The following is a 12,781-nucleotide window of genomic DNA, read 5'->3' as shown; positions in this document are numbered from 1 at the left end:
GTGCTCCCATACCATCTTGTGGCTCATTCATGCCAAGAAATGACCGTTGCCGATAAAGTGATCCAGTCCTTCGCTCCAGCCCCGAGGCCCTGAATTCTTTGTGCAATATTGTTCACCGCCATACGACTCAGGGAGGCTAATAATTTGATTTTCAATACCTTTAATTAATACAGCACAGTCTACGGTGCATAAAAGAGAGATATCGTTCGGGCCATCGCCGAGGCCGAGGGTTTTGACGTCAGTATCGTATTTCTCGATATACTGTGTTTTTATCCAGTTAGCCGTAAATCCCTTACTCGTTTGAGCGTTCATGACATGATAGAAGCGACCGCCTTGCGTCAGCGCCAAACCCACATCCGCTAATAATTGGCGAAAATGCGGTAATCTGCTGGCATCATCCAGCCAAAGTAACGGTTCAGAAGCTTCACGCTGTTGCGCTAATCGGGCGTCTTGCTCGCTTAACCCTGTGACTTCGGCTACTTCCTTAACGCTCATATCGCCAAAGCCTTTGAAGCAAAAACCGGATGCGCGCAGTTGCTTTAGCTGTGTGCGAATAATGGAATACCCTGAGTCCATCCTCTTCCTTGGGTAGTCAGGATGGGTTCGCCATGTCGGCGGCAGTGTCGCAATGGCGCCGTTTTCAGCAATATAAGGATAATCATCCAGCCCAAGCGCCTGCCGTAATGGCTCAACTTCGGCCGCTGTTTTACTGGTGGTAATAATCAGCGGAATTGCTTCATTCGTCAGCCGCGTCAACCAGGGTTGCGCGTCATCCCATCGGTAGGTCTCATGGTCAAGCAACGACCCATCGAGGTCGCTGAAAATAATCAGCTTCGTATTGCACATTTGCATAAGTTCTCCATGTTTTATCGTGGATAAACAGAGAGTAACGATGGACGGTTAACGTTAGTCAGAAAGGGCGTGTGTTTGTCAGTGAGGTTGGTATTCGTGGTGTTAATAAACGTGATCATAATCACACTTTAAGGATAGGAGGCAATCCGTATCTTCACCAATAATATAATGATCTGGCTACTTTTCGGCAGGCTGATGAACATCAGCGGACGCTGCTTTTATCCTGAAACGTTTTACGCCAGTCGGTCGGGCTAACGCTAAAACGCTGTTTGAACTGCTGTCGAAAGGTTACTACTGACTGAAAACCCACATTATCCGCAATCGCTTCGATGGAGTGGGAGGTCGATTCCAGCAATGTCTGGCTATGATGGAGCCGTTCCGCCGTTAACCAGCCGCTAACCGTCATGCCTGTGGCTCGGAAGAAATGTCGGGTAAATGTCCTGCGACTCATCTGCACACGGCTTGCCAGCGCATCCAAAGAGTGGGGCGAACTGAGATGGCTGCGCAGATAGTCCAGCAACTGATTGATTTTACTATCCCGCGTATTTTCCGGCACCGGATGTTCAATAAACTGAGCCTGCCCACCTTCACGGTAAGGCGGGATCACCAGACGGCGGGCAGCACGGTTAGCGATAGCGCTGCCGCAATGTTGACGAACCAGATAAAGGCAGCAGTCTATTGCCGCTACCGTGCCCGCAGACGTAATCAGATGTTCATCTTCGACATAGAGCGCGTTGGTATCCAACTGCACATGAAGAAAGCGGGCGATAAAATCCTGCTCAAACGCCCAATGTGTCGAGGCGCGGCGTCCATCTAGCAATCCGGCATAAGCCAGCACATAAGTCCCCAGACACAATCCGGCGATCTGTGCTTTGCGGGCTTCGGCAGTGCGTAGCGCATCCAGAAGCGGTGCAGAAGGGCGTATTTCTGGGTGGCTCCAGTGCGGGACTACGATCAAGTCGGCGTTTTCTAACGCGGAAAATCCGTGTTCAACGTTGATAGAAAACCCGTGTTCTGATGCCACCATGCCCGGTTTTTCTGCACAGAAAAAGATCTCAAACTGTTTTTTTTCATAGAGCATGTCGCTGAAAACCATGCTCGGTATAGATAAATGAAACGGGCTAAAATTCTCGGAGACAACCACCGCGACGGTTAGCACAGCCATAATAGCCCTCGTTCAAGATAAATATGTTCCGGTATTATCCGGTTTAGAATTGCACGCTTTCACCATCGTTCGGCACGTGCACGATGGACTGAAGTTTTTCTTCGTGCAAATAGTCACGCAGTTCAGCACGACTCAGAAGGCAATGGTTCACCGCTTCCATATGCGTTGCGACTATCGCTGCATTGGGTACAAGTTGATACACACGTCGTATATCTTCTTTTCCCATGATAATAGAACCGAAGCCGGGAATAACCGCATTGCCGATATTCAGCGCCACAACATCGGGCGTGTGATGCGTCAGTGCAGCAATAACATGCTGATTCCAGACGGTATCGCCCGCCAGATAAAACGATTTCTCATGAGCATGTCGAAAGACAATCCCGCAGACATCACCCAGTCGTTCCGCCATCTGTGGATTAGCATAGGTTTCATCAGAACCGTGTTGACCGGATGTTTTGATCAGCGTTATGCCGTTGTATTCCGTCTGTTCACCCAATACACGTACGGAGGTAAACTCCGCCTGCCGAATGATGTCAGCATCCTGCGCATTTTGGCTGAAGATCGGCATTGTTTTCGGGATAGCGTCGATGGCTGCATCATCCCAATGGTCGAGGTGCGTATGCGTCACAATCACGGCATCAACATCCAGAATTGCCGCCATAGGCAAAGGAAGATCGACCAGTGGATTACGCAGATGTGCATTTGCCGTTCCCGGGAAGCTGGGATAGGTCGCCTTTGGTGCCAGCATCGGGTCAATCAGGAACGTTTTCCCACCAAATTCCAGTCGTAATGTCGCATTGCGAATCTGCGTTATTTTCATCTTATTGCTCCTATATCCGGTTAACTGGCAGCGCTGTTACGCGCCAAACAGGAGCAGTATAAGAATCTGGCAGATCGCTAACAGTGGCCTAAATGACACTCTTCGATGAGTTTAGGCCAATTTGTCTCAAGCGGATTGTTTATCATCGGCTAGCTGAAATACCTGCCTCAGAATGAGGCAGGTATAAGGGTAACCACTCGGTTGATTTACGCTTTCGACTGTATGCGGTCGCGATACCGGTTTAGTTCTTCCAGTTTGGCCGATGCGGCCTGCTTACGTTTGAAGGCGATGTCCTCGATCTGGCTTGCCGAGGTACTGAAATAGGATTTCAGTTCATCACCAGTCAGGTACGTGCCGCTCAATCTGTTCAGCTTGCTCCAACCGTCTTTGAAGTTATCCACAAACTTGGCTGACACGATGCCAACGGCCTGCCATTCAGCCGTTTGAGTGATGAAGAAATCATTCGTGTTCCGTTTGATGCGCTTCGTGAAACTTTTCGTCGGCTGATTCCGATCGAGCGCTTTCTGGAGCAGATCTGACTGCTCGGTCGAACTTTCTACGACGCTCTGCATGAAATTCGCAAACGTTTTGAAGAAAAAAGAGATTTCGACAATAATTTCACGCATCCGCTTCAGCGCTTTGAGGCTCAGGCCCAGAGACTGGATCGCCAGTTGAATGGTTTCTTCTTCGGTTCGTTGTCCCTTTAGCAGGGCGTTGATTTTTACCAATTCCGCAGCTTGGGTACGTTTCTCTTTTTCATAAGCCTCGACCTTTTCCAGCATTTTCATCTGCATGTCGCGGAGACCTGTCGCCTGTTTTTCTTGTTTCTCTGCCATTCTTCCCATGTTATCGCCAAGGGATTCCAGCGCGGCATTTAAGGCTTTCAGCGCGGTTTCTGTCGCCGAAATCTTGCTGACCTTTTCTTTGATTTCTGCACTGTTGTCTTTGATTCTATTATCGAGAGATTCCAACTGCACCGCTTTCGCGTCTGCATCGATCTGTGCGTCCTCTTCAATTTTTTCCTTTTCGGCCGTCAGCTCCTGATTCTTCTTCTCCAGCTCAGCTTTTTCACGCTCAGCGGTCGTTTTTTCGGTACGTTTGTCAGCAATTTTTCCCTTGGTTTCTATTGCCTTCGCTGTTGTGTCGTTCTCTTCTGTCGCAGTTTCCGCATTGATCAACTGCCGTGCCGTAGAGTTAACTGAGGCGGCAACCAGCGATGCGCCTCCCGTGGCGACCCCTGTGATACCAGCGGTAATTGCCGGAACCATGGATGAAATCATCTGTGCGCCGACGCTCACGATAGACATGATAAAAGCGCGATCCTCAGCCGTTTCTGCTTGCGATTTATATTCGTTCGCCATTTTTTCATACTTGGCGATATCGATCTGCAGGTCTTGTACCAGGCTGTCCAGTTTTTCGCGTTGTGCATTGTTCTCAGCAATTTCTTTTTCTATCTTTTCCTTATTTTTCAAACGTGCAGATAACGCCAGCTCTCCCTGCTGTGTCGTCTTGGTGGTATCGTCAATAATGCTATCGTAGGTATTCGCGATCTTTGTCAAATCGGCACTGACCCGCTCAGCCCGTTTCTTGATTTCTTTGGCCAGATCCACTAAATCCTCGCCAATGAAATCTTGCAGATCCTGAGGATCATTGCTGTCACGGGCCTCTGCCCAGTCACCGAACAGGGTGCGTAATAATTTGAGAATCCGTTCAGCATCCGTCGACGCGCCGCGCATTTTCTGTTCGCTTTCCTGCTGAGCCGCAATCAGGCGACTCATCAACTTATCAATCTCAACCCTGATCTTTCCTTCTTCCTGGGGCGTTGTGTTGTAGGCGATATAAAGCAAATCGATAGCGTTATCGGTGTCTTCCTTGGATCGGGAAACGTCATAGGTGCCCTCAATCCTCCTGATGTAATCCTCAACCAGAGGGTGGTTAACATCAGGCAACGCCACATTATTACTGTCCAGAATTTCCTCGACTTGGGCGTCAATACGTTTATTGACATCGAACTCGATACTGATGATTTTATTTTCAGCAGCCATGTTTCTCTCCTCAGATTCAGCAAAAAGGTTAGTTTGTGCAGATACGCTCGCCACCCGGAAGTTGCAGGCCGTTTATGTCGAGCAATTCTTGAGACTTAAGCAGTAAAACATTCAACGATTCAGATTCTTGGCGCAGGCGATTCACAATAAACCGCCGGTCTGAGGCTGGGTCGAGTCCGTTAAGTTCCGCAATAGAGTCGGCAAACCTAGCGAGTAGGGTGGCGTTATCCTGTTTGAGCTTTCTGATCTCGGCTAATGATACTTTGAGCATGCCGATCCTGTTTTCGACTGCCGCAATATCAGCGCTGTTTTGCTCAGACTTCGTCTGGTTTTCATGTAACCGTGCTTCAGCCTGATTATTTTCATTACGTGCTGCCTCGTACCGTTCTTTGGTTGCAGTGGCCCGAATGTCGATTTCCTTCCTTGCGCCGTCCAACCTGCGCAAATCCCCGTTCAGACCCGTAATTTCTCCGGCAAAGTCACACATGAAACCCAAAAAACCAAACTGACGTTTGCAATCGTCAAGTGCAGCCTCTCTTGCACGAATTTGATGCTTGATTTCCTGCATCTTGTTTTCCAGATCCTGCCGTTCCCTCGATGCCATTTCGAAACGGTTGGAAAACTCCTTAGCGGCAAATGCTGCACGCTCTAACTCGGTAGCTAATTTCTGTTTCTGGGCGTGTAGTTCACCCGCCGTTTCCTGCAATCCATTACTATTAGCCTGAAATTCTGCTTCCTTGTCGGTGTAGCACTGTCCTTTGATGGCGAGGGTTGCATCAATACGCTGCGCGTTAGTAATCTGCGCATTGAATGCTTCAATTTCGGATGGCGTCAGCGTTTGAGTCGCCGCTGACAGAGAAAGGGATGTAGCAAAAAATATGGTGAGAAAAGCAACCCAGAGATAGTTCAAGTGCCGCATGTTGGATTCTCCCTATTAATGTTACCCGTGAGGGGCCGTCATTCTACGGGCTACGGTAACAATAGGGCGCATTACTGCCTATACGGCATTTAGCCGTTTGGCGAATGTCATACGCGTGGAGGTAATATCTGAGAACATGATGTTATTTGTGCGCTGTGCCGTCTTCATACACACTAGCTATCTTAACTAACTGGCTAGCTTATCAACGTACTGTTTCATCACTGAAAAGGACCATTCCATGCCCCATATTGATGTCAAACACTTCCCAAGGAATCTGTCTGAAGAAGAGAAGAAAGCCGTCGCGGAAGATCTTGCTGCGGTCCTGAAGAAGCATTTCGGTTCTTCCGACGAATCGCTTTCTGTCGCGTTAAACGAAATCCAGCCGGAGTGCTGGAAAGATGACGTTTACGACCCGTTCATCAAGCCGCAGTTGGACACATTGCCGAAAAAGCCGGGATATTCGTATTAAAAAATACGCAGTAAAAAGCCGATAACGTTTTGAGTGTTATCGGCTTTTATGCTGCTGTAGAGCAGGGGAGTTATGCGGTCAGCAGTTGCTGTGCCGTGCTTTCAACCAGATCCAGCAGAACTTTGACATCGTCCAGGCTGACCGTTGGGTTCAGCAACGTCAGTTTCAGGCAGGTAACACCGTTAAACTCGGTGACACCTACGTTGGCACGACCTGATTCCAGCAATGCATCACCAATACGTTGATTAAGCAATGCAATAGTTGCGTCATCCGCTGTTGCCAACTGCAGTGTGCGATAGCGGAACAGAACACTTGCCAGTTGTGGTTGCATCACTAATTCCAGCGAAGCGTGTTCATCCACATACTGGGCAACCTGCTGTGCCAGCGTGACGCCGTGATCGATGATCGCCGCATACTGCTGTTGGCCTAACGCTTCCAGGCCCATCCACAGTTTCAGTGCATCAAAACGACGCGTCGTCTGCAATGACTTCGACACCAGATTAGGCACGCCTTGGGCTTCATCGAACTCAGAGTTCAGGTAAGCCGCCTGATAGCGCATCAGTTCATAGTGGCGAGCTTCTTTCAGCAAGAATGCGCCGCAGCTGATGGTCTGGAAGAATTGTTTGTGGAAATCCAATGTAATGGAATCCACCAATTCAATACCGTCCAGATAATCGCGATACTTCTCGGACAGCAATAGTGCACCGCCCCAAGCCGCATCAACATGCACCCAAATCTGGTGTTCCGCTGCCAGCGTCGCAATCGCTCGCAGAGGATCGATTGCACCCGCGTCAGTTGTTCCCGCTGTCGCGACAATCGCCAGAATCTGCTCGCCATTAGCCTTGGCCAACGCCACTTTCTCAGCTAAATCGTTCAGATCCATCCGCGCGAAGCGATCGGTTTTCACCAGCGTAACGCATTGATAACCCAAGCCCAGTAAAGCCATGTTCTTTTGCACCGAGAAATGGGCATTTTCAGAACAGAACACTTTAATTTTCTTCAGGTTACCGACTAATCCATCTTGCTGGATCGAATGCCCTTGACGTGCGAAGAAGGCATCACGCGCTAACATCAGCCCCATCAGATTGCTCTGGGTGCCACCGCTGGTGAATACGCCAGCATCACCAGACTGATAGCCGACTTGAGTGCGCAGCCATTCAATCAGCTTCATCTCAATGATGGTCGCTGACGGGCTTTGATCCCAAGAGTCCATGCTTTGGTTGGTGGCGTTAATCAACACTTCAGCCGCCTGGCTGACCACTAAGCTAGGGCAGTGCAGGTGAGCGACGCACTGTGGATGATGCACCGACAGGCTGTCTTTCAAAAAATACTCAATTGCACGCTCGATAGCAGCCTGGTTACCCAAGCCCTGAGGATTAAAATCCAGCGTGATGCGTTCACGCAGTTCAGCAACCGTTTTCCCCTGATACATCTCAGGCTGTTGCAGCCACTGCATAACGGCTTGACTACTCTGCGTAATCGCTTCCTGATAGGCTTCGATACTTTGCGCAGAAGAGGCCAAAATCGGGTTGATTTTTGTTTCAACTGCTTCTGTTTCAACTAATTGGGACATCGTGGTCATTCGCTCCACTCAGACTGGCTTCACGCCAGCAGACAGCAGGGCGTTTTCAAATTTATCCAGGAAGATTTCCAATTCAGCATTGCTGATCAGCAGGGAAGGCAGTAGACGCAGAACGCAACCATTACGGCCGCCGCGCTCCAGAATCAGGCCTGATTCAAAACATTTTTTCTGCAACAGCGCAGACAGATCGCCGTCAGCCGGGTAGCAACCCATATGATCCTGCGCTTCGTCAGGCTTAACGATCTCAATCCCGATCATCAAGCCCAGACCGCGAATGTGGCCGATCACTGGATAACGTTTTTGCAGCTCGGCCAGTTTGGCTTTCAGCCATTCACCTTGCTCAGCGACTTTATCTGCCACCTGATTGTCTTTGAGGTGCATCAGCGTCGTCAGGCCAGTTGCCATTGCCAGTTGGTTACCGCGGAAAGTGCCAGTGTGGTGACCTGGTGCCCAGGCATCGAACTGCTTCTTGATACCCAGTACGGCTAATGGCAAGCCGCCGCCGACCGCTTTGGACATCACAATGATATCTGGCTCAATACCAGCGTGTTCAAAGGCGAAGAATTTACCGGTACGTGCAAAACCAGCTTGAACTTCGTCGATGATCAGCAGAATACCGTGTTCCTGCGTCACTTTACGGATACGCTGCAACCACTCGGCCGGTGCCGGGTTCACGCCGCCTTCACCCTGAACGGCTTCCAGAATGACAGCAGCAGGTTTGCGTACGCCACTCTCAACGTCGTTGAGCAGGTTTTCAAAATAGTAGGTTAATGCTTTAACGCCAGCGTCACCGCCAATACCCAGCGGGCAGCGGTACTGATGCGGATAAGGCATAAACTGGACTTCAGGCATCATGCCATCGACCGCTTCTTTCGGTGACAGGTTGCCGGTTACCGACAGCGCGCCATGCGTCATGCCGTGGTAGCCACCAGAGAAGCTGATCACACCAGAACGGCCGGTGTATTTTTTTGCCAGTTTCAGTGCAGCTTCAACCGCATCGGCACCAGAAGGGCCGGTAAACTGGAGGCAGTACTCTTTGCCTTGGCCAGGCAATAAGGAAAGCAGATATTCGGAGAACTGATCTTTCAACGGCGTGGTCAGATCAAGTGTATGTAACGGCAAGCCGCTAGTAATGACACGTTGGATGCTTTGCAGCACGTCAGGATGGTTATGACCAAGCGCGAGCGTACCCGCACCAGCCAGACAATCAAGATATTGATTATTCTCAACATCGGTGATCCACACGCCTTCGGCTTTCGCAATTGCCAGAGGCAATTTGCGTGGATAACTCCTCACGTTCGATTCAAATTCAGCTTGTCTTGCCAAATAGGTTTCATTGTTTCCGTTTAATGAATTCGCACCTAAACTGTCAATACGGACTTTATCCGTCATCATATCTCTCCTACAACCGTGTGCTCGCTGGCAACCACGGTTGAATAAATGAATTAAACACGTAACTACTATAAGAAAAACGCGGCCAATATAGGGTTTTTCAGTCACCGACTCAATGATTTATTTCGTTTCGAAACCTTTATTTTTTCACATAAAAATCAACTGGTTGAATGATTAATTGCTAATCATGATGCCATGGCTATCTTACATGCTTATTAAATAAGCAAAAAATATTTCCTGGCAAAGGGCGAAATTGGACAGAAAAGCAGAGAGCCACACGACAAATGGCCTACGGTGAGATCGCTTCTGACTCATGGCGCTTCACATAAATCATTTTTCGATCAATAAGTTGATTGGTTTCTAAGCAGGATAGGTAAAAAGTGGTATGCCATTCCAGAAGTGGTGACTGCTGATGTCGCGTTTTATTATCGATCCTGCCACAGCAGACCGAGTTGCTCCTGCATGCGGCGTTTATCGACATTCACAATCAGAGACGGATGACGGAGGCAAAATGGCTATTTATATGACTCAACAGATGAGTAATCCCAAAACCATTACCATCACTTACTACCGGAAGCAAAGCAGCGAACATGTTAGCCACGATGAATCAGGGCGTTTCACGAAGGATGCCGTGGATAACTATGCAAAATTTAATAACCTTCGCACCGAAGAGGTTGTTAAAGGGAACTATAAGAGTGGGCAAGGCGTGCCAGTGGGCGGTAAAGTTTTTCAAATTTAAGTGCTAAAAAGAAAGCCCGCCAAGTCTGCTATTAGACCCTACGCGGGCTTCTTTTTGTATGACAGCTAGCTGCCCCAGCGGTTCCTTAGGTAATTAACGGCTTCCTGAGTTTGTGGCTGATTAAGATAATTTTCTCTGAACAGAATTGTGCCATTAATGTGCGGCGTAGATTCGTTCAAATCGAGCTGCTTTTTCAACTCTGGCACGCCACCCTTTATCATCCAATCGGGTTCATTCTTTGACGGTTCACCCACTTTATACAGTGCAACGCCAATATAGAGACGCGTGCTTGTGGGCTTCACCACATCCGCCCACCATTTTGCCAATACATCGTAGCGAGCCGCGTCGCGCGCGAAAGGCCAGTAAAGCTGCGGGGCGATGTAATCTAACAGCCCTTGCTGTACCCACAAGCGGGTATCGGCATAGGCTTCATCATAAGCGGCTGCGCCTCGTGTGTCGGAACCTGCCGTATCGTGCGACCGGTTGCGCCATACGCCAGCAGGGCTGACACCGAATTCAACCTCGGGTTTCAACTGCTTGATGGTGCGCGAAACCTGCTCAATCAGCTGTTGCGTATTGTGTCGCCGCCAGTCGGCTTTTGAGCCAAATCCCTGACCATATTTTTTAAAGGTCTCTCCATCGTTAAGCGCAGAATCGGATGACTCAGCATAGAAGTAGTCATCGAACTGCACACCGTCAATCGCGTAGTGCGCCACGACTTCAGCCACGATACTGGTGATCCAGTTTCGTGCTTCCGGAATTCCAGGGTCGAGCACAAAGCGATCGCCAGCAGTGCGAATCCAGTCACGATGCAACACAAATACGCTAGCCGGATTCTGCGACAACGTGCGATTCAGCTCAGTAACGGTTCCTGGCTTGGTGTTGACGGATACGCGATAGGGATTAAACCAGGCATGGACTTTCATACCGCGTTTGTGCGCCTCATCAAGCATGAACTGGAGCGGATCGTAACCAGGATCCTCACCAATATGGCCCGTCAGCATATCTGACCACGGCAATATTTTAGAAGGCCAGAGTGCGGTGCCATCAGGCTTAATCTGGAAAAATACGGTATTGATACCGAGATTTTTCAATTTATCCAGCTTGCCTTTCAGCGCGTCCTGCTGCTGAGTAACTCGGATGGCAGGGCTGCTGGCATTGACTGATGTCACCGGCGGCCAGTCGAGACGGGAGACTGTCGCCAACCAGACTCCGCGTACCGGTTCCTGACTTTGCTGAGGTGTGACCGGAAGAGGCTGTTTAACGGGAGGGACTGGGGTGACAAGTGAACTCGGCGGCTTGGACGCGCAACTGGCAAGTAGAAGCGCAGCAGCAATAAGTACGACTGGCTTTTTCACGTTGGTTAGCTCTTATTTTTGCGACTATTAGCCCATGGGTCAACGGCACTATCATCTGATTTTACGGGAGCAACATCATCCAGAGAATCAAGATACAGCGCTTCAACTTCGGCGCGAGCCCACGGTGTCCGACGCAGAAACTTTAAACTGGATTTCACACTTGGATCGCTTTTGAAGCAATTGATGTTGATTAATTTACCCAGCTCAACCCAGCCAAAACGGTCAACCAGCGCATTAACTTGCATTTCAAGCGTTACGCCATGTAAAGGGTCTTTAGAAATATGAGCGGTCATGTAGTAAAAGTCCGGTAGTTTCAGATGTTGTGTTCAGAATTGGGCTGTTAGCAAGGGAAGGGTACAAGAAAGCAGGGCGAGCGGCAATGTTGTGCAGCCATGTGAGTATGACAACGTTGGTACCAATACACAGGATTACATCAGCAAAGTGCTAGTATGAGCATCCTCAGTAATCATCAAGGAAAGGTAATGAGAGCCAGCATTCAGACGAAGATCGTGAGAGTATGTGAAGCCAAGATTGCGGCTAAAGGAGATAATGTTGGCGTGTCATTTTATGCTTTTTTTGCCAACAAGAATGACGATCCGGAATTACTCATGGAAGTCGCTCAATGGTGGATCATGGAGATGAAGCTAGACCACTTTGAAAAAGCCAGAAAGATCATATCTCTCCTTACACGCTAGACAATAATAAATAAGGGATTTTAATGCTCTGTAAATCGACATCGGTGACTTTGCCTCTGCTAGTAGCATCGGTACTCTTGCTGACAGGATGCGCGCCAGCACCGGATCTAACGCAGTGGAAACGTCCTAATACGGACATCGACGGCGTGCGCATCGCTATGGGTAAATGCGGGGTGCCGCTCCCCGGACCCGATATCCCCAAAACAGACAATGAATCAGTTCTGTATTACCAATGCATGGAGAGTATGGGTTTTACCCGTAAAGACGGATTCAAAATTTGCAGCGTTCGTGTCTACCATGATACCCCAGCCTGCATTAAGCAAGAGCAGGGGTACTCTTTGAGTCAGCGCCAGCTAGAAGCGCTGCCTTTTGTCGCAGACAGAGGGTTTCATCCGATTAAGCCGGATTCCGGCGTGAGCCAATTTTCCTTGATTAGTTGGCGTAAAGCGGGAGCATCGCGGCATTTTTCTCATGAAATCGAAAACGACAAACAAGCACTGGCGGCGATGTATCAATGCGGTTATCCGCAGCCTTTGGGTTCGGTGCCTTACGTGCCGACACTGCGCAAAGCCGCGGATGCTCAACGATGCATGCTGGATAAAGACTTCGAGCCGAAGAACAAACTTAGTCTAGTCTGTCGCAATTACCCGCAAGTCACGGGCTGCCAATGATATGAAGTAAATGTACTCTGGAGCTAGTCATAGAAAAGGGGCTGAATCAAAAAGGAAAGTCAGTATACAGGGGG

The 12,781-nt window shown here is 49.3% G+C and carries 13 protein-coding genes; 4 read left to right on the top strand and 9 right to left on the bottom strand.

Going from position 1 to position 12,781, the window contains the following annotated elements; translation table 11 throughout:
* Positions 1–27 precede the first annotated feature (27 nt).
* From DUT67_RS10795 to DUT67_RS10775, 5 genes are all read right to left on the bottom strand, one after another.
* Positions 28–852 (bottom strand): mannosyl-3-phosphoglycerate phosphatase-related protein, encoded by an 825-nt coding sequence (locus DUT67_RS10795; protein ID WP_113631992.1) that lies wholly within the window; start codon positions 850–852, stop codon positions 28–30.
* A gap of 202 nt (positions 853–1,054) precedes the next feature.
* Entirely contained in the window at positions 1,055–2,017 is a 963-nt protein-coding gene (locus DUT67_RS10790) for a GlxA family transcriptional regulator (RefSeq protein WP_113627490.1), read from the bottom strand.
* Between the two features lie 43 nt (positions 2,018–2,060).
* The gene (locus tag DUT67_RS10785) at positions 2,061–2,837 is read right to left on the bottom strand and encodes an MBL fold metallo-hydrolase (RefSeq protein ID WP_113631993.1); all 777 of its coding nucleotides are present in this window, start codon (positions 2,835–2,837) and stop codon (positions 2,061–2,063) included.
* 206 nt (positions 2,838–3,043) lie between these two features.
* A complete protein-coding gene (locus tag DUT67_RS10780) occupies positions 3,044–4,882 on the bottom strand; it encodes a hypothetical protein (protein ID WP_048260091.1) in 1,839 nt (612 codons plus the stop codon).
* A gap of 28 nt (positions 4,883–4,910) precedes the next feature.
* On the bottom strand, positions 4,911–5,801 hold the full coding sequence (locus DUT67_RS10775; RefSeq protein WP_113631994.1) for a hypothetical protein: 891 nt from the start codon (positions 5,799–5,801) through the stop codon (positions 4,911–4,913).
* A gap of 238 nt (positions 5,802–6,039) precedes the next feature.
* Here DUT67_RS10775 and pptA point away from each other — a divergent pair, with 238 nt between their 5' ends.
* Complete coding sequence (gene pptA, locus DUT67_RS10770; RefSeq protein WP_048260089.1) at positions 6,040–6,270, top strand: tautomerase PptA; 231 nt, start codon at positions 6,040–6,042, stop codon at positions 6,268–6,270.
* Between the two features lie 70 nt (positions 6,271–6,340).
* On the opposite strand, the gene DUT67_RS10765 is transcribed toward pptA, so the two are convergent.
* Both DUT67_RS10765 and DUT67_RS10760 read right to left on the bottom strand, forming a co-directional pair.
* Complete coding sequence (locus tag DUT67_RS10765; RefSeq protein WP_113627486.1) at positions 6,341–7,852, bottom strand: aspartate aminotransferase family protein; 1,512 nt, start codon at positions 7,850–7,852, stop codon at positions 6,341–6,343.
* 9 nt (positions 7,853–7,861) lie between these two features.
* Positions 7,862–9,244, bottom strand: coding sequence for a diaminobutyrate--2-oxoglutarate transaminase (locus DUT67_RS10760; protein ID WP_048260087.1), 1,383 nt, complete (start codon positions 9,242–9,244; stop codon positions 7,862–7,864).
* A 412-nt stretch (positions 9,245–9,656) separates the two neighbouring features.
* On the opposite strand from DUT67_RS10760, the gene DUT67_RS10755 reads away from it, so the two are divergent.
* Positions 9,657–9,983, top strand: a complete 327-nt coding sequence (locus DUT67_RS10755) for a hypothetical protein (protein WP_223254583.1) — start codon at positions 9,657–9,659, stop codon at positions 9,981–9,983.
* Between the two features lie 65 nt (positions 9,984–10,048).
* Here the strand turns inward: DUT67_RS10755 and DUT67_RS10750 are convergent, their stop codons facing one another.
* Together DUT67_RS10750 and DUT67_RS10745 are read right to left on the bottom strand one after the other, a co-directional pair.
* Entirely contained in the window at positions 10,049–11,341 is a 1,293-nt protein-coding gene (locus DUT67_RS10750) for a glycoside hydrolase family 10 protein (RefSeq protein WP_113627484.1), read from the bottom strand.
* A 5-nt stretch (positions 11,342–11,346) separates the two neighbouring features.
* The gene (locus DUT67_RS10745) at positions 11,347–11,634 is read right to left on the bottom strand and encodes a VF530 family DNA-binding protein (protein ID WP_048260084.1); all 288 of its coding nucleotides are present in this window, start codon (positions 11,632–11,634) and stop codon (positions 11,347–11,349) included.
* Between the two features lie 189 nt (positions 11,635–11,823).
* Between DUT67_RS10745 and DUT67_RS10740 the strand changes: the two genes are divergently transcribed.
* Both DUT67_RS10740 and DUT67_RS10735 read left to right on the top strand, forming a co-directional pair.
* A complete protein-coding gene (locus tag DUT67_RS10740) occupies positions 11,824–12,036 on the top strand; it encodes a DUF6500 family protein (protein WP_113631995.1) in 213 nt (70 codons plus the stop codon).
* Positions 12,037–12,059: 23 nt separating this feature from the next.
* Positions 12,060–12,707, top strand: coding sequence for a hypothetical protein (locus DUT67_RS10735; protein ID WP_048260082.1), 648 nt, complete (start codon positions 12,060–12,062; stop codon positions 12,705–12,707).
* Positions 12,708–12,781 lie beyond the last annotated feature (74 nt).

The sequence above is a fragment of the Pectobacterium peruviense genome, assembly GCF_003312355.2.
In the GTDB taxonomy this organism is placed as follows: Bacteria; Pseudomonadota; Gammaproteobacteria; order Enterobacterales; family Enterobacteriaceae; genus Pectobacterium; species Pectobacterium peruviense.
The sequence above is the reverse complement of the archived record's forward strand: the minus strand, read 5'-3'. Positions and strand labels throughout refer to the sequence as shown.